This window comes from Bibersteinia trehalosi (assembly GCF_004346205.1).
Classification (GTDB): Bacteria; Pseudomonadota; Gammaproteobacteria; order Enterobacterales; family Pasteurellaceae; genus Bibersteinia; species Bibersteinia trehalosi.
The window spans coordinates 65,172-87,937 of sequence record NZ_SMAM01000002.1 but is presented as its reverse complement, the minus strand read 5'-3'; the positions used below and the strand labels follow the sequence as shown (position 1 = coordinate 87,937).

The following is a 22,766-nucleotide window of genomic DNA, read 5'->3' as shown; positions in this document are numbered from 1 at the left end:
TTAGTTATTAGATTGTAGTTGATAAAGGTGGTAATAAATTCCTTGTAATTCAAGCAAAGTATGGTGGTTTCCTTGTTCAACCAATTGTCCTTTGTCTATTACCATGATTCTGTCTGCATGCCGAATTGTTGAAAGACGATGTGCAATCATAATGACTGTACGACCTTCACAAATTCTGCGCATATTTTGCATAATGATATATTCAGATTCATAATCTAGAGCACTTGTTGCTTCATCAAAAATAAGTATTTTAGGATCAGTAATCAATGCTCTTGCAATAGCAATGCGTTGCTTTTGTCCACCAGATAGATTTGCACCTTGTTCCCCAACAATAGTGTCGTAACCTTCAGGTAAAAGCGATATAAATTCATCGGCACCCGCTAATCTTGCAGCTGTAATGATTTGCTCCATTGGTATAGAAGGATCTGTTAAAGCAATATTTTCCCTAATGGAGCGATTTAGCAAGGTATTATCTTGCAATACAACACCAATTTGCCTACGTAACCACATAGGATCAACAAGAGACAGGTCATGTCCATCAATAAGCACTCTGCCAGATAAGGGAGTATATAACCTCTGAATGAGTTTAGTAATTGTACTTTTACCTGAGCCTGAACGACCAACGATACCGATAATTTCTCCAGAATGGATACTCAGAGAAAGCGAATGGAGTATATTTATTCCGTCTGGACGGTAACGAAATGAAACACGATCTAATTCGATTTTCCCTTGTATTTCAGGTAAGGAAATAGTGCTTTTCGGCACCTCTGTAGGCGTATTAAGAATATCGCCTAAGCGACTGACAGATATACCTACTTGTTGAAAATCTTGCCAAAGTTGTGCTAAGCGGATAACGGGATTAGCCACTTGACTTGCCAGCATATTAAAAGCAATTAATTGTCCAACTGTAATTTCATTGCTAATAACTAAGTGTGCACCAATCCATAAGTTTGCGACCATCACTAATTTTTGAATGAGCATAATACCTTGCTGTCCGACAGTCGCAAGCTTAGTCACGTTAAAACTAGAAGATACATAGCTAGCAAGCAATTTGTCCCAATGATTAGTCATTTGTGGGCTGACAGCCATTGATTTAATGGTGTTGATAGCACTAACTGATTCGACTAAGAATGATTGGTTATCTGCATTGCGTGCAAATTTATCATTCAATCGATGACGTAATACTGGGCTAATAGTTGCAGACCATATGGCATATAGCGGTAGTGAGATAAAAACGACTAAGGTTAGCCAAATACTATATTGCCACATAACAATTAGAAAGATAAAAGAGAAGAGTAGGTCTAGCACTGAGGTTAATGCTTGGCCTGTTAAAAATGTACGAATCTGTTCTAATTCCCTTATTCTTGCCACTGTTTCACCGACTCGGCGGGTTTCAAAGTAAGCAATAGGCAGAGCTAACATATGCCGAAATAACTTTGCACCAAGCTCTACATCAATTCGGCTCGTAGTATGAGCAAAGATAAATGTTCTAATGCCACCTAAAACGATTTCAAAAATGACCACAATTAAAAGCCCAATGGCAATGACATTAAGGGTGCTAAAGCCTTGATGCACCAGCACCTTATCCATGACAACCTGAAAGAAAAGTGGTGAAATTAGTGCAAAAATTTGTAATGCAATTGAAATAATTAGCACTTCAATAAAAATATGACGATATTTGATGATAGCAGGAATAAACCAAGTAAAATCAAATTTTGCTAATGTACCTAGTGTCGATGCCCGAGAAGCGACAAGAAGTAATTTTTCATTGTAGCGTTTATCAAACTCTGATTCAGAGAGTAAAACAGTATCGTCAAGTTCAAAATCATAAATTAAATATTGGTTATTCTTATGTTCTATTTGTGCCAGAATGAAATGATCGCCTGTTTCCTCATTCCATACCATAGCTGGCAGGTTAATAAAAGGCAAACGAGCTTTAGTTTTTTGTACTAATTTCGCTTTAAGCCCAAGTTCTTTCGCGGCAAGTAACCAAGAAGGGAGATCTAATCCTGAACCGTCAATATCGTATTTATGTTTTATTTGTTCCGGTGATACTGGAATTTGATGAAAATGGGCTAATAAGATTAGCCCATCTAGTGCAGATTGAGTTTTCAATGTAATAACCTTATTTTATTTCTTCCCAAGCAGTTTGAATATAGTGATATCTCGGAAAAATTGCAGGATTAGGAATACCTGGACCAATTGATTCTGGTATATTAAACCTTCCATTATCATTAAACATCGCCATAGCTTCCACTAATTTATCAACTTTATCGTAGGATAAGGATTTAGTCCCATTAAGCGTTATTTTCTCTATTTTATACTGATTAGTAACGTCTTTTTCACCGATAATACGTGTTTCATAATATCTTTTACGACCTCCACGCCATCTTGTTTCAGTAATAACTTCTTTTTCTTTAAACCAATCTTGTATAGTAATACGATTTTGGGATTTGCTATCAAGAATAGCCAAATCTTCACCAAGTTTTCTAAATAAAAGCATTCCCTTAACATTTTTAATATTAAGAGTATCTTGCCCGCCTTTATCTGTAATAATCATATTACGGTGTTTGCTTATATCCGCATTATAAGTAGTATTTTTAGAATCTCCGGTAATAATAACCGCATTAAATGATGCATCACCACTATATTCAGAAATAAATCTTGGGATATCATTGTGATGGATATGTTTGAATTGCTTAAATTCACTATTATCAGAGAAAACTTTATTATAAGCAGTATTTTCTTCCATACCTGTTACTTTTAAGGCTTTCACCTCAGCATAGCCATTTGCTAATGTACTCCCTTTCATAAAATCCGCAACAAGCTTTTCTGAATTCTTGATATTTGCCTTTTTTAATGTATCCATTACAAAATCGACACAGTTATGGGCTTTACCGATCAGGTCATAATCTCCTTGATTATTCTTATATTTGTTAGCTAGATTTCGTGAATATATCAATGCGTTATAGTACTCTTTTTCAGAGACTTCAATTATTTTATAGGAGTGATTTTTATTTCTTCTTATTCTTTCTTGAGAATCTTTATATTCTTCTTTTATTCCTCCTGTAATATTACCAAGCTTTATTTTATCAATATTGGCCCCAAACCATCCATCTCTTTTAGCATTATGCACAAATTCGATATTAGTATGGCCAACAACAGTATCTTTATATTCATGTAAGACAAGATAAAATCCTTTACCTGTAGGAAAGCCTGCATAAACTTTATCTATTCTTTCTGGTGGTTCTATAGGTTGTTTTGCTTCTGGTGCTGGTTTAGGCTTAGGATTTGGTCTTGTTGGCCGAACTAAATAATCGTCTTTATCATTCTTATGTAGTTCTATTTCACCTCTGTCTGGTCTTTCGTTTCTTCCAACAACTGTAACCTCATCTAAATGAGCAATATCATCACTATTTCTTGCCATAATTTTCTCCTTAATATTTAATTACGAATGAATTCTCATCAATTTTTTCTAATTTATAGTATCCTTCTTTGCAGCGGATAATATTTTTCATCCTAATAAAAGAAAATGCGATACCTTTGGGTTGGCTATTTTCCCTATTGTTATGATTTATAACATTAGCCTTCTTGCAAGGAGAGGATAATAATTCATATAAAAATGATTTGTTGCGGATTAAATCTGGATCTTTTATCTCAAATAGAAAATTCTTTTCTTTATAAGAAGAGTATCTTTTATCATCAGGGTAAATACTAATAATATAATCTGGGACATAATTATCTTCTGTATCATATTGATATGGATCAATTCCAGTTTTATGAAAATGCCACTCAGTCTTAATAAAATCAAGCAAGGCTATATGGTGATCGATATAACCAAACTCACCTCTTAAAAAATTAACACTACAAGCACTAAAAGGTATAATACAAGCTAAGCATGTAAGTAGTTTTTTAAACATGATTTTCTCCTTATATTAATATTTAATTGCAAATGAGTTATCATTAATCTTTTCTAATTTATAGTATCCTTTTCTACAGCGGATAATATTTTTCATCCTAATAAAAGGAAATGCGATACCTTTAGGTTGGCTATTTTCCCTATTGTTATGATTCATAATATTGGCCTTGCAAGGAGAAGATAATAACTCAAATAAGAAAGATTCATTATGAATTAAGTCGGGATCGTTTATTTGAAACAAGAAATATTCTTTTTTGTAAGAGTCATATTTTTTATCATTAGAATAAATGCCAACAATATAATCAGGGACATACGTCTTTTTTGTACCATATTGATATGGGTCCACACCTGTTTGATGAAAATACCATTCGGCCCGAATTAGATCGTCTAGTGCTATATGGTGATCGATATAACTAAACTCACCTCTTAAAAAATTAACACTACAAGCACTAAAAGGTATAATGCAAGCGAGGAGTGTAAGTAGTTTTTTAAACATAAATTTCTCCTAACTGTTTAAAAATAAATTAAATTTTGTTTAGCATTTATTATTTTCTTATGGGTAAAATTTAAGAATGCTATATGATTAAGAGAAGAAAGAGGTTTTTACAAGAGTAGTTGCTAATGATATTGATTTTAAATATCATAGCAAGAAGAAGGGTGAGAAAATGTGATCTGATTCACAAAAAATTTAGCTAAAGCATAGAACTTAAGTAATATTGAAGTAGCTACGTATGAAGTTAATCTAAGTTGAGAATTGCTGTAAGCGGTTGAAAAATCAAGAAAATTTGCAAAAAAGAAACGCCCGAATGATCGGGCGTTTGAGTGTTCATAATTAAACACGTTTGAAGTCTAAGTGAACAAGTTTTGGCTTGGTCGGGTGACGTTGCATTGCTTGCACTTTCACTTTTTCTTCTTTACCTGCAACAACGATAGTTAATACTTCGTTGTAGAACGCATCGTGAACTTGTGCGTTGTTTACTTTATCGTGGTCTAGGATGATTGATACAGGTTCTGCGTTACCACCGTAGATGATTGCAGGAACTTGACCATTGTGACGCAGGCGGCGGCTCGCACCCTTACCTTGCGCCGAACGAACTTCAGCTTCAAATGTAAATGACATTTTAATTTCTCATAAAAAAGGGAACTTGCGTTCCGTGAAAACAAAAATCGCAGGCGACCCAGCGATTCCCTATAAATTTGCGGCAAAAAGCCGAGTGCGAATTCTAATTAAATTTGCAAAAAAAGCAAATTATTTTGCAAAAAATCGCCAATTTTTACCCGCTTGTTGGTTTGTTAAAAATAATTAGCTTAATTTGCAAGCAAAGTGATGTAATTTCGGCTAAAATAGCAAACGTTTTGTATCATTTATTTTTCATTTTTATTTTTACAGGAGCAGTCCAATGGCGCAACATCAGCCAACTAATCAACTTAGCCCCGAGAATATTCAAAGTGTCAAAAATGCAATTTTGCATAAACTTGTGTTTGCTTTAGGGGTTGAGCCGCGTGATGCAACTCGTCGTAACTGGCTTAATGCCGCTTTACGTGTCGTGCGTGATCTTTCTACTGAATCATGGTTACAAACTCGTCGTAGCCAAGCAGCAAATACAAGCCGTCGAGTTTACTATCTTTCCATGGAATTTTTGATGGGGCGAACCTTTAGTAATGCGATGATTTCAGAAGGTGTGTACGAATTAATGCGTGCAGCTTTTAAGGAACTGGGGCAAGATTTGGAAGATATTATTAACGAAGAAGGTGACCCAGGTTTAGGTAATGGCGGTTTAGGTCGTTTGGCGGCTTGTTATATGGATAGCCTTGCCGCGATGAAAATTCCTGCCATTGGTTATGGTATTCGCTATGAATATGGAATGTTCCGCCAAGAAATTAAAAATGGCGAGCAAGTAGAACATCCTGATGATTGGCTAGAAAAAGAGTTTGTTTGGCCGTATTTACGTGCTAGTAAGCGTTTCCCTGTGCGTTTTGGTGGCAGAACATGGCAGGAAGGCAAAAAAACGGTATGGCAAGCAGACGATGAAATTATTGCTCAAGCGCATGATCAATTGATTCCAGGCTTTGAAACAGCATCAACCAACAGCTTGCGTCTATGGTCTGCACATGCAGGAGATAAAGTATTCGGTTTATCTGATTTTAATCGAGGTGATTATTTTGCTGCAATGAGTAAGCAAAATAGTTCAGAAAATGTCTCTCGGGTGCTTTATCCAGATGATTCTACCTACAATGGTCGGGAACTACGTTTACGTCAAGAATATTTCCTCTGTTCGGCATCAGTGCAAGATATTGTTCGCCGTCACGAAGTGGAGTCTGGTTCTTGTTTAAACTTGGCTGAAAAGGTAGCTATTCATCTGAATGATACGCACCCAACTTTAGCTATTCCTGAATTAATGCGGATTTTAATTGATGAAAAAGGTTATAGTTGGGAACAAGCGTGGAATACGACACGTAAAACATTCTTCTATACTAACCATACCTTAATGAGTGAAGCACTGGAAACTTGGCCGGTTGAAATGGTTGCTCGTGTATTGCCACGCCATTTACAGATTATTTTTGAAATCAATGAATGGTTCTTGCAACAAGTGCGTGAACAATTCCCAGGTGATGAAGAATTAATCCAACGGGTATCGATTATTGATGAACACGGAGATCGCCGTGTGCGTATGGCATGGTTAGCCGTCATTGCATCAGGCAAAGTGAATGGTGTGGCCAAAATCCACTCAGATTTAATGGTTGATTCGATCTTTGCAGACTTTGCCAAAATCTATCCTGAGCGTTTTACAAATGTCACAAATGGTGTAACTCCTCGCCGCTGGATCCAAATCGCTAACCCTGGTTTAGCAAATATCTTAGATAAATATATCGGGCGTGACTGGCGGACAGAATTAACCCAATTAGAGCAATTAAATGCATTTGCCGATGATGCTGATGTGCAAGCTCAAATTGCTGCAGTGAAAGTGGAAAATAAACGTAAATTGGCAGAGTATGTAGCGCAAACGCAAGGGATTAAATTAAACCCTGAAGCAATTTTTGATGTACAAATCAAGCGTATCCATAAATATAAACGCCAACAGTTGAATGTGTTACATATTATTGCACTCTATAACCGCATTTTACGTAACCCAAGTGCTGATTGGCAGCCTCGTGTGTTTATTTTTGCAGGTAAAGCGGCAAGTGCTTACTATGCGGCGAAAAAAGTGATCCGCTTAATCAACGATGTGGCAAATGTGATCAATAATGACAGCCGAATCAATGATTTGATTAAAGTAGTGTTTATTCCTAATTACAGCGTCACGCTTGCTCAGTTAATTATTCCCGCTGCAGATGTTTCTGAACAGATTTCATTAGCAGGAACAGAAGCATCTGGCACTTCAAATATGAAATTTGCATTAAACGGGGCATTAACCATTGGTACGCTTGACGGTGCAAATGTAGAGATCTTAGAGCGCGTTGGTAATGAGCATATCTTTATTTTTGGTAATACGGTTGAGCAAGTGGAAGAGTTGCGTCGCCGTGGGTATTCTCCATACCACTATTTTGAGAGAGATGCGGAGCTAAATGAAGCAATTTCACAAATCTTAAACGGTAAATTTTCGCCAGAAGATCCGTATCGTTATCAAGATTTAATCTTAAATTCAGGGGATTATTATCAAGCTTGTGCAGATTTCCGTGCTTATGTGGATATGCAAGAGCAGGTTGCAAAAGCATTCCGTAACAAACAGGCGTGGAATAAGTCTGCAATTATCAATATTGCCAATATGGGATACTTTTCATCAGATCGTTCTGTATTGGATTATGCTCGTGATATTTGGCATATTGAGCCAATGGATGAAAAGCAGCTCGCTGAACAGCCAAGTGTTGCGGAGTTGATGTCAGACGCTTCAAAACTATTAATCATTAAATAGCGACTCCCCCGAAGGGGGAGTATTATTGCGAAGGGATATCTCTACTTAAATAAACAAAAGGCATAGTGGTGTATCACTATGCCTTTGTTTTAGGATTGGTTAGACAGCGGTCACTGGAATTTGTGATTTTGTTCCACCGGCTAACTCTGCGAGTTCTTCCATCCGATTGATGGTAATATATTTACCTTGTACGCTAATCATACCACTTTTCTGGAAACGACCTAACAAACGGCTAATGGTTTCAATGGTAAGCCCAAGATAGTTACCAATATCGCCACGAGTCATAGTCAAACGAAACTCTCTGGCTGAGAAACCTCGTTCTGCATAACGCTGTGACAGGTTATAGATAAATGCGGCAAGCTTTTCTTCAGCACTCATTTTTGATAAGAATAAAATCATTGCTTGATCACTTTTGATTTCATTGCTCATTAAACGCATTAGCTGATGTCGAATTTTTGGCATTTTACCCGCTAAATCGTCCAGAATATCAAATGGGATTTCACAAATCATTGATGTTTCAAGTGCTTGTGCGAAACCGACATGTTTCATATCTGCAATGGCATCAAAGCCTACTAAGTCGCCAGGGAGATGGAAAGCAGTAATTTGTTCTTCGCCATCTTCGCTAATTGTATAGCTTTTTAGCGTTCCTGAACGGATTGCATAAATTGAACGTAATTCATCGCCAGATTTAAAGATTACCTGTGATTTCTGTATCGGTTTTTTTCGCTCAATAATATTATCGAGCTGAGTCAATTCATGTTCGTTAAGAGTAAAGGGCAAGCAAAGCTGGCTAATGCTGCAATTTTGACAGTGAATTGTGCAGGTATGTCTTCCATTTGATTTAAAATCCGATACAATTTTCATATTTAATACTCTTAAATTTGATTTAGAACAAATTCTAACATTGAATAGCAAAATAGTGAAATATTATCGGAAAAATTGGAGAATTTATGGCTGCTGAGAAGCTAACGAAAAAGCGTTTAATACAGATCGTAGTTATGCTGATTATTTTAATTGTTGCATTTATCTACCGAACTTATCATTATTCATAGCCAAAGGCGAGGGGGCTCGCCTTTATGTTATTTAGCTAACTTTTCCTTATAGTGTCGGCGACAAACAGACAGGTAGCTATCATTGCCGCCAATTTGAATTTGTTCACCATCTTTAACCACTTCGCCATGTTGATTTAAACGTATCACAAAATTTGCTTTGCGCCCACAATAACAGATAGTTTTCAGCTCTTCTAATTGATCTGCCCAAGCTAAGAGATAACGGCTTCCTTCAAAAAGCTCTGCTTGGAAATCAGTGCGTAGTCCATAGCAAAGAACAGGGATACCTAATTTATCTACAACTTCACTTAATTGATATACCTGTTGTTTGGTGAGAAATTGAGCCTCATCTACCAAGATACAATGCAATGTTTGTTTGTGGTGTTCTTGGCTAATTTCAGCGAAGAGGTCTGAATTTTTATCAAAAAGATTTGCCTGTTGGGATATACCAATCCGTGAGGCAACTTTGCCTACGCCGTAGCGATCATCAATTGCTGCTGTATATACCAACGGGCGCATGCCACGTTCTTGATAGTTATAAGCAGATTGAAGTAGGGTTGTGGATTTCCCTGCATTCATTGAGGAATAGTAGAAGTATAATTTTGCCATATGTAGGATATAAAAAGAAAAACGGCTAAACGAATTAGCCGCTTTTAGTCTTTGTGTATAAATTAAACGTTGTCGATTTGACCTAATAAAGAACGTAAACGTTCTTGGAAATTTTGATGTTCCGCTTTAAGTTGCTCGTGTTCTTGGCGTAAAGCATCATTTGCACGTTGCGCTTCATCATTTTTTCCTTTTAACTCTTCAACTTCTAATTGCAATAATTGAATCGTTTCTACAGCTTGTTTAATTTTGTCTTCAAGTTGGTCAAGAATAGTTACAGACATAATGTTCCCCTTATATGGACGTTGTCAAAGTGTTCAAAAGTGTAAAGATTTTACCCCAATCCGACAGCTTTTTCATTATAAAGTTTGCAATAAAATTATGATTTATCGTTAAATTTCCGTAATTTGCTGAAATTTTATCTTCAATGATTGCAAGCGCTTAAAATTCCCTTAAAATCTACAAAACGTATCACTATTTAAGTTATGCATTTTTGAGAAATTACATGAAAAATAAATTTTTAACTTTGGCTGCTGCCAGCGGATTTTTCTGTGTCGCATTTGGTGCTTTTACTGCACATGCCTTAGAAAAAACACTTTCTCCACACGCGTTGATTTGGATCGACAAGGGCTTGAAATATCAAATGTTTCATACGCTTGCTTTGCTTGCCTTGGGCTTGTTTCAAATTGTTGATGGCAGACAAAATCCGCCGGCTTGCCGTGCTAAGGCTTTTAACCTGATCGGTGGCAGCTGGGCATTAGGTATTTTATTGTTTAGCGGAAGTTTATATGCCCTAGCATTAGGTATGAGTAAAACTTTTGTGTGGACAACGCCGATTGGTGGTACGCTCTTTTTAGTGGGTTGGGCAGGATTAATTTTTATCAGTGTGAGAAGTCGAAATGTTCAATAAATTAGCGTTATATTGCCGTGCTGGCTTCGAAAAAGAAGTGGCAGGGGAGATCACTGAGCGAGCAGCAGAGCTAGGTATATTCGGCTTTGCTAATGTAAAAGCGGATTCAGGCTATGTCATTTTTGAATGTTATCAGCAAGGGGAAGCGGATCGACTTGCCCGAGAGCTAAAATTAGTCAGCCTTATTTTTGTGCGACAAATGATGGTGGTCAGTGATTTGTTGCAAAATTTAGCAGAAAATGACCGAATTTCGCCGATCTTGGCAAAATATGCTGAACTTAATCCTAAAAATAGCACAGAAATTGTGATCGATACGCCAGACACCAATGAATCCAAAGCGCTTTCGGTTTTTTGTCGAAAATTTACCGTACCATTGCGTGCTGCGTTGAAAAAGCAGGGCTGGTTACAGGCAAAGGCGAATGCTAAAAATACGATCACGTTACATATCATGTTTGTTGGCTCGGGAAAATGTTTTGTTGGTTATGGTTATAATGAAAACCGATCATCAAATCCAATGGGGATTATGCGTTTAAAATTTCCAAACGATGCTCCTAGCCGTTCTACTTTAAAATTAGAAGAAGCTATTTTAACCTTTGTACCAAAAGCAGAAGAACCCAAACGCTTTACTGAGCAAATGATCGGTGTGGATCTTGGTGCTTGTCCGGGCGGTTGGACTTATCAGCTCGTTAAACGTGGTTTATTTGTTTACGCAGTCGATCACGGTAAAATGGCCGCAAGCCTGCACGATACAGGACGAATTGAGCATTGTCCGGAAGACGGTTTTAAATTCCAACCGCCTAAACGCAAAAAAATAGATTGGTTGGTGTGTGATATGGTAGAGCAACCGATGAAAGTCGCAAAGTTAATGGCGAAATGGCTGACAAGTGGTTTGTGTCGGGAAACTATTTTTAACTTAAAATTACCGATGAAAAAACGTTATCAAGAAGTGAAATTATGCTTAGATTTTTTAGCAGACACGCTTGATAAACAAGGGCTGAATTTTCGTATTCAGGCGAAACATCTCTATCATGATAGAGAAGAAATTACGGTGCATATTCAGTTGAAATAAATTTGCAGCAAGCGGGGCTTTTTTTACAAAGTTTTGCAAAATTACTGTAAAATCGACCCGCTTGTAATTCACAACATGAAGGATAAAAACAATGACATTAAAAATTGGGATCGTGGGTAGCAGCGGTCGTATGGGAAGACAATTAATTCAAGCTGTACACAACATAGAGGGTGTGGAATTAGGTGCTGCTTTTGAGCGTAAAGGTTCATCTCTTGTGGGCAGTGATGCTGGCGAATTGGCAGGTATTGGTGCAAATGGGATTATTGTTTCAGATAATTTAGAAAGCCAAAAAGCAAATTTTGATCTCCTCATTGATTTTACTCGTCCAGAAGGCACACTAGCTCATCTTGATTTCTGTGTGGCAAATAATAAAGCGATGGTGATTGGGACAACAGGGTTTGATGATGCGGGTAAAGCCGCCATTCAAGCGGCGAGTGAAAAAATTGCGATTGTGTTTGCCTCAAATTACAGCGTGGGTGTGAATTTAGTGTTCAAACTTTTAGAAAAAGCTGCAAAAGTGATGGGCGATTACTGTGATATTGAAGTGATTGAAGCACATCATCGCCATAAAGTAGATGCCCCATCAGGCACAGCACTTTCAATGGGTGAACATATTGCGAAAACACTAGGGCGTGATTTAAAAACGCACGGCGTATTTGCACGAGAAGGTATTACAGGCGAACGTAAGCGTGATGAAATCGGCTTTGCGACTATCCGTGCTGGCGATGTGGTGGGTGAGCATAGTGTTTGGTTTGCCGATGAAGGTGAACGTGTAGAAATTGCGCATAAAGCGTCAAGCCGTATGACGTTTGCTAACGGTGCAGTGCGTGCGGCAAAATGGTTGGCAAATAAACAAAATGGTCTGTTTGATATGACAGATGTGTTGGATTTAAACAATCTATAAAATTTCCGTAGGGGTGGATCGATGTGTTCGCCCTAAATATCGTTTGAATATCGGGCGGACACATCGGTCCGCCCCTACAATGGATCATAATATGAATTTTAATAACATTGAAACTAAACTTGTTCAATTAGGCAATCGCACCGATGAACGCACTGGTGCGGTGGCAACACCAATTTTCCTTTCAACTGCTTATGGCCACGCAGGTATTGGTGAATCCACAGGCTTTGATTATACTCGTACTAAAAATCCAACTCGTACTGTGCTAGAAGAGGGCGTAGCTCGTTTAGAAAATGGTGATGCAGGTTTTGCGATGTCGTCTGGCATGGCAGCGATTCAGCTTTTAATGCAACTTTTCAAAGGTGGCGATGAGTGGATTATCTCAAGCGATGTGTATGGTGGTACTTACCGCTTGCTGGATTTCAGCTATAAAAATAACAACACTGTAAAACCTGTGTATGTAAACACCGCTGATCTTGATGCGATTGAAAATGCGATCAATCCTAATACCAAAGCGATTTTTGTGGAAACCCCATCAAATCCATTAATGGAAGAGTGTGATGTGGCTGAGATTGCGAAAATTGCTAAAAAACACAATTTAATGCTGATTGTGGATAACACTTTCTTAACCCCAGTTTTATTCCGTCCGTTAGATTTAGGGGCGGATATTGTGATCCACAGTGCAACCAAGTATCTCTCGGGGCATAACGATGTGCTTGCAGGTATTATCGTGGCAAAAGGTCAGGAACTTTGCGAACGCTTATTCTATCTGCAAAATGGTGCTGGGGCAGTGCTCTCGCCATTTGATAGCTACTTAATCATTCGTGGCTTAAAAACCCTTGCATTGCGTATGGAACGCCATCAAGCAAACGCCACTGAAATCGCTAAATTTTTAAGCGAACAGCCACAAGTTCACAGTGTGCTTTATTCAGGTAAAAGCGGAATGCTCTCATTCCGCCTGCAAGATGAAAACTGGGTCAATCCATTTTTAAAATCAATCAAAATGATTACCTTTGCAGAGAGTTTAGGCGGCACAGAGAGCTTCATTACTTATCCAGCTACCCAAACCCATATGGACATTCCAGAAGCAGAGCGTATTGCGCGTGGCGTATGTAACCGCCTATTGCGTTTCTCAGTAGGGTTAGAACACGTTGATGACATTAAGGCAGATTTATTACAAGCTTTTGCACAACTGAAATAACGTAATAAAAAACGGTGGGGCAGATCAATCAATTTTCCCACCGTTTTTGTTTAGATTACTTAATGGCAATCATTGAACCAAAATTAAAACACTGAAACCAGAGTTCAACTTGGCTAAAGCCTGCTTGTTGTAAGCGTTGTTTGTGTGTATCGATGCTATCTGTTCGCATCACGTTTTCTAATGCGGTGCGTTTTTGGCTTACTTCTAATTCGCTGTAGCCATTGGCTCGTTTGAAGGTGTGGTGTAAATCAATTAGCAGTTCATTCATCGCTTGATTTGCAAACGTGAATTTTTCAGAAAGCACCAATACGCCATTCGGTTTTAAGCCTTGATAGATTTTTTTGAGCAAAGCCAAGCGGTCATGTGGCGGTAAAAATTGCAGCGTGAAGTTGAGAATGACCATAGAGGCATTTTCAATTTCCACATTACGAATATCGCCCAAATGAATATCTACAGGAATAGATGATTGATAAGCATTGATATGGCTACGACAGCGTTCAACCATCGGCTCGGAATTATCAATACCGATGATTTTGACATTTTGGGCTTTGACATTGCGGCGAACTGATAAAATCCCTGCCCCGCGGGAACAGCCGAGATCGTAAACTTGCGAGTTGTCTGTTACAAAACGTTCGGCAAGCATACCTATCGCGGTAATGATATTGGAATAGCCCGGCACAGAGCGCTGAATCATATCGGGGAAAACCTCAGCAACCGACTCATCAAAAGTAAAGTCGCCGAGTTTTTCAATTGGGGCGGCAAAAATAGTATCTTTCATTTATCGAACCGTTGCGACTACTAAAATCATCATAAAGCTGATCACAGCTAAGATGAAATGTTTAAGTGAAAATGGTTGAGTTTTCTTAAAGGCTTTAGCCGCAAAGATGATATATAACACGAGGAAAACGAGTTTTGCTGCAAGCCAAGTAGAAAATTCATAACCGACTATAAAAAAGAAGGCTCCCCCCGAGATAAGTAGTAAAGTATCAACTAAATGAGGGGCGATTTTTAAGAGTTTGTATTGTCTCCAATCGACCATTCTGGCAGAGAGAATACCGCGAACTAGCAACAGCGCTAAACTCAAATAAGCTAAAGCAATATGAGAAAAATATAAAGTTTGCATGGATCACTCCGTAAATATTATTGTTCCACAATCACAGATTTTAAATATTGAAAAATTTCACGATAATTTTTTGGTGGCTTATTAGCTTGCTTTTCTTTTTGTGCTGCGCGGATTAAATTACGCAGATGTTGGCGATCTAAGGCTGGGTATTCTTCAACAAGCGTATTTAATACTGTATCGCCCTGCGCTATTAGCTGATCTCGGGTCTGTTCTAATTTATGTAATAGTGCAAGCTGCTGGTTATGGCGATTTTCGACTTTATCTAAAGCTTCTTGAATTGGCTCTGGATCAACATTGCGTAGCAGTTTACCAATATATTGAATTTGGCGACGGCGAGCTTCCATTTTTAGTTTTTGTGCCAATTCAATAGCATCTCGTAAGCTATCATCTAACGGCATTTTGGCTAGATTAGCACTATTGAGCTCAACCAAGCTTGTACCTAATTTTTTTAGATGCTCGGCATCACGTTTAATTTCACTTTTGCTGACCCAGATAATCTCTTCTTCATCATCCGTCCAGTCGATTTCATTATGTTTTTTCTTTGCCATATTAATTTTCTCTTGAAAAGGGAAAAGCCTATTGCAGGAATAGGCTTTAAATTAGCGTGTATTCTATGCTTAAAGGAAAAGAGGGTCAAATGAATAAGCACTTATCGGTACGTTAAATTACAGGTATAATCTCACCATTTTTGAAATTGAAAGGCAATAAAATGAGCTTAACGAGCAAATCAGAATTACAACACCAAGAGCAAGAATTAAAACAAGCGGTTGAAATCGCCTTAAATTTTGCCAAAAAAGCAGGGGCGAGTGCGGAAGTGGCGGTAACAAAAGTGGCAGGCTTATCCGTTTCTACCCGTTTAGAGCAAATTGAAAATATTGAATTTAATAATGATGGGGCGTTAGGGATTTCCGTCTATTTGGGCAATCGTAAAGGCAATGCTTCAACATCTGATCTTAGCCCAAAATCGATTCAGCAAGCGGTGGAATCAGCTCTTGCTATTGCAAAATATACATCGGAAGACCCTTGTGCAGGGTTGGGCGAAAAAGCGTTGATGGCATTTGATGCCCCAGATTTAGAGCTTTATCATCAAGCAGAGATCGATGTTGATCAAGCAGTACGAATGGCGATAGAAGCCGAGCATTTTGCCTTAAACAGCGATGAACGCATTGTTAATAGCGAAGGGGCAAGTTTTAATTCGCACAGTGGCGTGCGTGTTTATGGCAATACGCACGGAATGCTGCAAAGCTACCTTTCTAGCCGTTATTCGCTCTCTTGTTGTGTCATTTCTGCCTTTGACGAGCAATTAGAGCGAGATTATGAATACACGGTTTCTCGTGAATTTGACAAACTTGCTACGCCACAATGGGTAGGGCAGCAGGCTGCGATAAAAGCGGGAGATCGCCTAAATCCACGTCAGCTTAAAACGTGCGAAGTGCCTGTCATTTTCTACAACGATGTCGCAACAGGGCTTATCGGGCATTTAGCCGGGGCGATTAGTGGCGGTGCGTTGTATCGCAAGGCAAGTTTTTTACAAGATAAATTAGGCGACCAAATTTTACCGAATTGGTTTGAAATTGCAGAACGTCCACATCTTTTACGCCAACTCGCATCATCGCCATTTGATAGCGAAGGGATTAAAACGCACGATCACCAAATTATTCAAGATGGCATTTTGCAAACCTATCTGCTCACCAATTACAGTGCAAGAAAACTCGGAATGCAAACCACAGGACATGCAGGTGGCATTCACAACTGGTTGGTTAAACCAAACCGCACAGGTGGTTTAGATACATTGCTTAAAGAGATGGGAACAGGGCTGTTAGTGACAGAAATGCTTGGTAGTGCGATTAATGGTGTAACAGGCGAATATTCACGTGGGGCAGCAGGTTTCTGGGTGGAAAATGGTGAAATCCAGTATCCCGTTGCTGAGATTACTATTGCAGGGCAGTTGCAAGACATGTATCAAAATCTTGTTGCAGTTGGTGATGACATTGAGCAGCGTTCTAATATTCAGACGGGTTCGATTTTATTAGATAAAATGAAAATTTCAGGCAACTAGAAATAAGAAACCCTGATGATAAATCAGGGTTCTTTTTGCAATATGATGAACAAGTAAAACCGCTTGTTAGCCTACCCAAAGTAAAATCGCTAAAATTTGTGGTAGTACAATTCGGCAGAACATGACTAGCGGATAAACCGTTGCATAAGCAAGAGCTGCTGCACCATTAGTTTCTTTAAGTGCATTTGCAAAAGCAAGCGCAGGAGGGTCTGTCATTGAGCCTGCGAGTAGTCCACATAGGGTAAGGTAATTGAGTTTACCATAGAGGCGAGCTACGATAGCTGTAATGAGTAGAGGAATTGCGGTAATGACTGCGCCTGCGGCAATCCAAATCATCCCGTCTTTGCTTAGCAAAGTTGATAAGAAATTGCCTCCAGCTTTCCAACCCACTACGGCCAAAAATAGTACAATTCCAATTTCTCGTAGCGCTAGGTTGGCACTAGGAGGCATAAACCAATAGAGTTTTCCAATGCTGCCAATGCGAGCGAGTAGTAGCGCGACTACCAAAGGGCCTCCGGCTAAGCCCAGTTTGAGTGCAACGGGGAAACCCGGTAAATAAAGCGGAATGGATCCTAATAATACGCCAAGTCCAATCCCGATAAAAATCGGTAACATTTGCACCTGTTGTAATTTCTGTTGAGCGTTACCGATAATTGCCATAACCGTGTCGATATCTTCTTTCCGACCAACTAGCGTAAGCACATCTCCAAACTGTAAGTGCATTTCACCGTTTGCGACTAATTCAACGCCTGCGCGATTTAAGCGTGAAATAACGACATCATATTTGCCTTTGAGCATTAATTGGCGGATCTGTTTGCCAAAGACTTTCTCGTTTGTGACTACCGCACGTTCAGAACGAAACATAGTACCTTTGGTGGAAAGTGATGTTTCGACATTTTCGCCTAGAATAAGCTGCATTTTGCGTAAAGTACTAGGTTCGCCCACTAAATGTAAAATATCACCAATTTGCAGTTGAGTATCGACTTTTGGTACAAAGAGTTCGCCATTGCGTTTTAAGCGAGAGTAAACTACATCATGCAGTTCAAAATCAGGAAGTTCCTTTAAGGTTAAGCCATTTAAGTTGGGATTCGTAATTTTTACATTCTGGGTGCTTAAGCCGATTTTATCTGCATTATGATGGCGTTCAAATTCTGTGGCTTCTTGTTCAATATTTATATGCAGTAATACACGAATGAGCCACATAGAAAGCAAAATGCCAATGATGCCAAATGGGTAAGCAATCGCATAACCCATGCCCATCACGGCAGTATCCGCGCCGAGTTCATTGAGAATTTGTTGCCCTGCACCAAGCGATGGTGTGTTAGTTACAGCGCCAGAAAATACACCTAAAATGGCTGGTAATGGAATGGCGAAAAGTTTATGTAGTATGATCACCAATAAACCACTTAAGGCGACAATCAGTAAGGCAAAGCCGTTAAGTTTTAAGCCTGATTGGCGGAGAGAGGAGAAGAATGCTGGCCCGACTTGAATTCCAATGGTATAGACAAAGAGGATAAGACCGAATTCTTGAATAAAGTGTAGTGTATGAGGGTCAAGTTGAATACCCCACTGGGCAGCAAAGTGGGCAACAAGAATTCCACCGAAGAGAACCCCTCCGATACCTAAGCCGACCCCCCGAATTTTGATTTGCCCTAGCCATAGCCCAATAACTGAAACAAGAGAGATTAAACTAACTGTTAATGCAATATCGCTCATAATTTAAACGCAAAAATGAAAGGTGGCGATATTCTAGCAAAGAGCCAGTATGAAATATGCGATCTGGCTCAAATTTCAGCGAATAAATCAAAGTTAATATGAAATATCAACACGCTTAATGGTAAGTATTAACAAAACGTTGGTAAGCGGTCAAAAATGCTTCAAAATCTTCCAAGCCACAGAAGGCAATACTTTCTTCATCATAATAGTTTAAGCCTTCTGCGATTGCGTCTAAATCGTCCAACTCCATTTCTAGGTTATTGGCTTTGGCAACAACTTCTTCATAACTGATATAAAGTGAATATTCATGCCCTTCAAATAGCGCCTCGTAATGGTTAGGGAACGCTTTGCGACAACGGTCGATTTCTTGCAAAATTTTATCAAGATCTTTTGGGTTGGGGGCAAGTTCGGTGTTTAACCAACGAGCAAAAGCTTCGTGATCCATTGAACATTTTGCTACAACGCCATGCATTGTATGAGTAAATTGGTATTCCATAAGCACTCCTAAAAAATAAGCGGTCTTTTTGCAAAAAATTCTGCAAAAATGACCGCTTGCTATTTTAGCAGATTAATCTATTTGAAGATAATATCGTTTTTCGGATCGAATTTGCTTGGATCAATCGGGGAGTTTTCTTCAAAATATTTTTTCAACATTTCTGCATCAACAAAACCTGTGCTGACATAGCTTGGATGTTTTTTCATCACAGGATAGCCATCACCGCCTGCTGCGCAATAGTCTGGAATAGACACTTTATAACGTTTATTCAGATCTAATGGCGCACCAGCAATTTTTACCTCAGACACTTGTTTCGCTTGGCGATCAACTACCATTGAAATCCCTGCAAATTGAGGATATGCTCCCATATCAACTTCTTTTAATGCGACAACATTGAGATAATCCAGCAATTCTTGACCGGTGAGATCAACTGTTGAAATAATATTTCCAAAAGGCTGTACAGTAAGGATATCTTTATAAGTTACATCACCTTCATGAATTGAAGTACGAATACCACCTGAATTCATAATCCCTACATCTGCTTTTACTCGCTCCATTTGTGATTGCGCGATGAGGCGACCTAAATTTGTTTGGTGGAATCGAATGACATCGCGATTTCCTTCTAATACACCACCTTGCACTGTCCCTACTTTAATACCAAGTAGTTTATCACCCTCATCTTGGTATTTTTTCAGATGCTCAAAGACAGCTTGATCTTCGGCAATTTCATCTTGGTAGAGTTGATATTCGGTTTTGCCGTCTTCTAACTTCACTTTTTGTTTTAGGTTAATTGGGATTAACTCATATTTCACTAATTTGGTTTCACCGTTTTTAAATTCAAAATCAGCACGACCTAGATATTTACCCCATTCACCAGCTTGTACAATCCAAGTACCATTTTGATAATCTGGTTTACACTCATCACCTGGTTTATACGGTGCTTTTAGACCTGTACCTTCATCATTTACGCATACGGTGTCGTGCGTATGTCCCCCCACAATTAAATCTAATGCATTATGATCTAAACGGCGTGCTAATGACACGTCACCAGGCGCATTCATGCCATGTTGTTCATCAAAATAGTAGCCCATATGGGTTAAGGCAATACGAACATCAGGTTTTTCCTTTTCATTAATTTCTTTTAATGTCGTGCGAGCGGTTTCAATCGGGTCTTGGAACACAACATTTTCAGTAACATCAGGATTACCTAGTTTAGCCGTATCTTCAGTAGTTAAGCCAAGTACAGCGATTTTTAACCCACCTTTGTCAAATGTTACATAAGGTTTAACTAATGGTTTTTGCGTTTTTTTATTGACAACGTTGGCAGAAATAAATGGAAAAGTTGCCCATTTTTCTTGCATATCAAGTACTTGTAAAGGATGGTCAAATTCGTGGTTACCTAAAACTAGGGTATCTACACCTAACATGTTTAGGCCTTCAATATCCGGCTTAGCATTTTGCATATCAGATTCAGGCACCCCAGTATTGTAGTCACCCGCATGAATAAAGAGTAGCTCGCCACCTTTTTCTGCCACTTCTTTACGAACCGCATCAATTGCTGTTTTTTGAGCGGCAAAACCGTATTCACTTTTATCATTTTTCCAGAAGTGCCCGTGGGTATCATTTAAATGGAGTACGGTAAATTGATAAGTTTTATCTGTTTCATAAGCCATAGCAGTTGATGCAGCCAGCATTGCAACAGAAAGCAGAGTTTTTTTAAATTTCATGGATATCTCCTTATTTGCTGAGGGAAAAGTCAATTTAATTGCATAAAATTAATAGCCAAGTAAGGCAAAATAGTACTATTGAGGTAAATACTGCGGCAGAACCGATATCTTTTGCCTTGCCAGAAAGCTCGTGAAATTCACTACCAATGCGATCTACAACTGTTTCAATGGCGCTATTGAGTAATTCGGTAATCAGTACGATGAAGACTGATGCACATAACAGCACTTTTTCACTGGCACCTTCCCCTAGATATAAGCCAGCGGGGAGTAGAAAAAAAGAAAGCCACATCTCTTGACGAAATGCAGCTTCAGATTGGTAGGCTTTTTTTAAACCTTGTAAAGAATAGCGGGTTGCATTGAACACGCGTTGTAAATTTACGCTATTTTGAGGTTTCATGACAGTGTTGCTAAAAAAATTTTGGCACATTTTACCGAAAATAGTGTTTGTAAGCAAAAATCGATTTGAAATTAATGCGTTAAATTAAATCGAAAGCATATTTTAGTTACAAATTTCAAAAAATTGTACATGAACTATTCCAAAAAGCAGGCTTTTCCGTTAATCTTCAAAACTTCATTTTTATATATTTTGTCTTATAAGGAAGCTTTATGAGTAATCAATCTTTATCAGCCAGAATCCTTGGTGGTAATTTAGTATTACGTATCGCCATTGGTTTGGTGCTTGGGATAATCTTAGCAGTCATTAGTAAAGAGGGCGCGGAGAGCGTAGGCGTTTTAGGTCAATTCTTTGTAAAATCTTTACGCGCAATTGCGCCAATTTTGGTGTTCTCCTTAGTACTATCTGCTATTGCAAATAAAGAAGTAGGTAGCGACAGTCGCTTGAAACCTATTATTGTACTTTATCTATTAGGTACATTTACCGCGGCATTAACCGCAGTTGTTTTAAGTTTTGCATTCCCAACAACCTTAGAATTAGCGAAAGATCCAGGTAACTTAGCACCGCCACAAGGTGTTGGTGAAGTATTGAAAACAGTGATTTTCAATTTAGTGGATAACCCGATTGGTGCAATTTCAAATGGTAACTTTATTGGTATCTTAGCGTGGTCTATCGGTTTAGGCATTGCTTTTCGTCACGGTTCTGCGAGTAGTAAAGCGTTCTTAAATGATTTTGCAAATGCGGTGTCATTTGTGGTGAAAGTTGTGATTGCCTTTGCGCCAATTGGGGTTTTTGGCTTAGTTGCAGAAACAGTTGCAACCAACGGTATTGAAGCTTTCGTTGGCTATGCGCAATTATTAGCCGTATTATTAGGGGCAATGTTAATTGTTGCATTAGTGATCAACCCGTTGTTGGTTTATTGGAAAATCCGACGTAACCCATATCCATTAACTTTAAGTTGTTTACGTGAAAGTGGTACAACGGCATTTTTCACGCGTAGTTCTGCAGCTAATATCCCTGTGAATATGAATCTGGCAAAACGTTTAGGTTTAAAAGAAGAAATCTATTCTGTTTCTATTCCATTGGGTGCAAACATTAATATGGCAGGTGCAGCGATTACCATCACTGTATTAACTTTAGCAGCAGCTTATACTCAAGGTATTCAGCCAGATTTCTTTACCGCATTATTATTAAGTGTTGTGGCCTCTGTATGTGCTTGTGGTGCATCGGGTGTTGCTGGTGGTTCATTATTATTAATTCCATTAGCGTGTAGCTTATTTAATATTCCAAATGATATTGCAGCACAAGTTATTGGGGTTGGCTTTATTATTGGGGTATTACAAGACTCCGCTGAAACCGCACTGAATTCTTCTACTGACGTGTTATTTACCGCAGCAGTAAGTATGGAAGCGGACAATAAATAAGCGAAAAATGAATGAATAAAAGGGTGTGGTCTGATTTGCGCTAAAAAGTTAGACTCATTTAAATCTAGGACTGAGTTTGGTATTCCATCGAACTCGGTCTTTTTTATTGTCAAGAGAGTACGTTTATTTTGGGATCGAGATCGAAAAAGTTTGTTTCTACACTGTTCTTTTCCTGAGAGCTATTCATAATCAATCGTTGTGAATTTTAATGATACTTTAGATGAACGTAGAGCGTTGCTGTTATTGCTTCTTGATAAG

General features: G+C 38.6%; 22 protein-coding genes. 7 read left to right on the top strand and 15 right to left on the bottom strand.

Annotated elements, in window-relative coordinates; all coding sequences use genetic code 11:
* The 5 genes from EDC51_RS02370 to rplY form a co-directional block, all read right to left on the bottom strand.
* Entirely contained in the window at positions 1-2,115 is a 2,115-nt protein-coding gene (locus tag EDC51_RS02370; RefSeq protein ID WP_249038457.1) for a type I secretion system permease/ATPase, read from the bottom strand.
* 10 nt (positions 2,116-2,125) lie between these two features.
* The gene (locus EDC51_RS02365; protein ID WP_131928071.1) at positions 2,126-3,427 is read right to left on the bottom strand and encodes a hypothetical protein; all 1,302 of its coding nucleotides are present in this window, start codon (positions 3,425-3,427) and stop codon (positions 2,126-2,128) included.
* Between the two features lie 10 nt (positions 3,428-3,437).
* The gene (locus tag EDC51_RS02360) at positions 3,438-3,920 is read right to left on the bottom strand and encodes a hypothetical protein (protein ID WP_064319019.1); all 483 of its coding nucleotides are present in this window, start codon (positions 3,918-3,920) and stop codon (positions 3,438-3,440) included.
* 15 nt (positions 3,921-3,935) lie between these two features.
* Positions 3,936-4,415: a hypothetical protein gene (locus EDC51_RS02355; RefSeq protein WP_064319020.1), complete on the bottom strand. Its 480-nt coding sequence runs from the start codon at positions 4,413-4,415 to the stop codon at positions 3,936-3,938.
* Positions 4,416-4,751: 336 nt separating this feature from the next.
* Positions 4,752-5,039, bottom strand: a complete 288-nt coding sequence (gene rplY / locus EDC51_RS02350; protein ID WP_025289442.1) for a 50S ribosomal protein L25 — start codon at positions 5,037-5,039, stop codon at positions 4,752-4,754.
* 280 nt (positions 5,040-5,319) lie between these two features.
* Here rplY and EDC51_RS02345 point away from each other — a divergent pair, with 280 nt between their 5' ends.
* Positions 5,320-7,833: a glycogen/starch/alpha-glucan phosphorylase gene (locus tag EDC51_RS02345; protein WP_015432681.1), complete on the top strand. Its 2,514-nt coding sequence runs from the start codon at positions 5,320-5,322 to the stop codon at positions 7,831-7,833.
* Between the two features lie 99 nt (positions 7,834-7,932).
* Here EDC51_RS02345 and EDC51_RS02340 read toward each other — a convergent pair whose 3' ends face one another.
* From EDC51_RS02340 to zapB, 3 genes are all read right to left on the bottom strand, one after another.
* On the bottom strand, positions 7,933-8,697 hold the full coding sequence (locus EDC51_RS02340; RefSeq protein ID WP_025266999.1) for an FNR family transcription factor: 765 nt from the start codon (positions 8,695-8,697) through the stop codon (positions 7,933-7,935).
* A gap of 215 nt (positions 8,698-8,912) precedes the next feature.
* A complete protein-coding gene (locus tag EDC51_RS02335; RefSeq protein WP_015432679.1) occupies positions 8,913-9,491 on the bottom strand; it encodes a thymidine kinase in 579 nt (192 codons plus the stop codon).
* A gap of 62 nt (positions 9,492-9,553) precedes the next feature.
* Positions 9,554-9,772, bottom strand: a complete 219-nt coding sequence (zapB, locus tag EDC51_RS02330) for a cell division protein ZapB (RefSeq protein WP_015432678.1) — start codon at positions 9,770-9,772, stop codon at positions 9,554-9,556.
* A gap of 221 nt (positions 9,773-9,993) precedes the next feature.
* On the opposite strand from zapB, the gene EDC51_RS02325 reads away from it, so the two are divergent.
* From EDC51_RS02325 to EDC51_RS02310, 4 genes are all read left to right on the top strand, one after another.
* Positions 9,994-10,398, top strand: a complete 405-nt coding sequence (locus EDC51_RS02325; protein WP_015432677.1) for a DUF423 domain-containing protein — start codon at positions 9,994-9,996, stop codon at positions 10,396-10,398.
* Positions 10,388-11,467 (top strand): 23S rRNA (cytidine(2498)-2'-O)-methyltransferase RlmM, encoded by a 1,080-nt coding sequence (gene rlmM / locus EDC51_RS02320; RefSeq protein ID WP_131928070.1) that lies wholly within the window; start codon positions 10,388-10,390, stop codon positions 11,465-11,467. Before EDC51_RS02325 ends, rlmM begins: the two co-directional genes overlap by 11 nt.
* Positions 11,468-11,558: 91 nt before the next feature.
* Positions 11,559-12,371 carry a 4-hydroxy-tetrahydrodipicolinate reductase gene (gene dapB, locus EDC51_RS02315; protein ID WP_015432675.1) on the top strand — a complete coding sequence of 271 codons (813 nt, stop codon included), beginning with the start codon at positions 11,559-11,561 and terminating at the stop codon, positions 12,369-12,371.
* Positions 12,372-12,462: 91 nt separating this feature from the next.
* Positions 12,463-13,569: a methionine biosynthesis PLP-dependent protein gene (locus EDC51_RS02310; RefSeq protein WP_131928069.1), complete on the top strand. Its 1,107-nt coding sequence runs from the start codon at positions 12,463-12,465 to the stop codon at positions 13,567-13,569.
* Between the two features lie 55 nt (positions 13,570-13,624).
* Here the strand turns inward: EDC51_RS02310 and cmoA are convergent, their stop codons facing one another.
* Genes cmoA through yjgA form a run of 3 tightly spaced genes read right to left on the bottom strand, consistent with a single transcriptional unit; the run spans position 13,625 to position 15,240 of the window.
* Positions 13,625-14,347: a carboxy-S-adenosyl-L-methionine synthase CmoA gene (gene cmoA / locus EDC51_RS02305; RefSeq protein ID WP_015432673.1), complete on the bottom strand. Its 723-nt coding sequence runs from the start codon at positions 14,345-14,347 to the stop codon at positions 13,625-13,627.
* Positions 14,348-14,692 carry a SirB2 family protein gene (locus EDC51_RS02300; RefSeq protein WP_064319026.1) on the bottom strand — a complete coding sequence of 115 codons (345 nt, stop codon included), beginning with the start codon at positions 14,690-14,692 and terminating at the stop codon, positions 14,348-14,350.
* A gap of 17 nt (positions 14,693-14,709) precedes the next feature.
* Positions 14,710-15,240 (bottom strand): ribosome biogenesis factor YjgA, encoded by a 531-nt coding sequence (gene yjgA / locus EDC51_RS02295; RefSeq protein WP_015432671.1) that lies wholly within the window; start codon positions 15,238-15,240, stop codon positions 14,710-14,712.
* A 161-nt stretch (positions 15,241-15,401) separates the two neighbouring features.
* Here yjgA and pmbA point away from each other — a divergent pair, with 161 nt between their 5' ends.
* Positions 15,402-16,751, top strand: coding sequence for a metalloprotease PmbA (gene pmbA / locus EDC51_RS02290; protein WP_131928068.1), 1,350 nt, complete (start codon positions 15,402-15,404; stop codon positions 16,749-16,751).
* Positions 16,752-16,817: 66 nt separating this feature from the next.
* Here the strand turns inward: pmbA and EDC51_RS02285 are convergent, their stop codons facing one another.
* The 4 genes from EDC51_RS02285 to EDC51_RS02270 all read right to left on the bottom strand — a co-directional run bounded on the left by EDC51_RS02285 (position 16,818) and on the right by EDC51_RS02270 (position 21,087).
* Positions 16,818-18,467: a putative transporter gene (locus EDC51_RS02285; RefSeq protein ID WP_015432669.1), complete on the bottom strand. Its 1,650-nt coding sequence runs from the start codon at positions 18,465-18,467 to the stop codon at positions 16,818-16,820.
* A gap of 115 nt (positions 18,468-18,582) precedes the next feature.
* Positions 18,583-18,963, bottom strand: coding sequence for a YacL family protein (locus EDC51_RS02280; RefSeq protein ID WP_025267002.1), 381 nt, complete (start codon positions 18,961-18,963; stop codon positions 18,583-18,585).
* 77 nt (positions 18,964-19,040) lie between these two features.
* A complete protein-coding gene (ushA, locus tag EDC51_RS02275) occupies positions 19,041-20,690 on the bottom strand; it encodes a bifunctional UDP-sugar hydrolase/5'-nucleotidase UshA (protein ID WP_015432667.1) in 1,650 nt (549 codons plus the stop codon).
* 34 nt (positions 20,691-20,724) lie between these two features.
* Positions 20,725-21,087: a diacylglycerol kinase gene (locus EDC51_RS02270; RefSeq protein WP_064319030.1), complete on the bottom strand. Its 363-nt coding sequence runs from the start codon at positions 21,085-21,087 to the stop codon at positions 20,725-20,727.
* A 209-nt stretch (positions 21,088-21,296) separates the two neighbouring features.
* Here EDC51_RS02270 and sstT point away from each other — a divergent pair, with 209 nt between their 5' ends.
* Positions 21,297-22,508 carry a serine/threonine transporter SstT gene (gene sstT / locus EDC51_RS02265; RefSeq protein ID WP_015432665.1) on the top strand — a complete coding sequence of 404 codons (1,212 nt, stop codon included), beginning with the start codon at positions 21,297-21,299 and terminating at the stop codon, positions 22,506-22,508.
* Positions 22,509-22,766 lie beyond the last annotated feature (258 nt).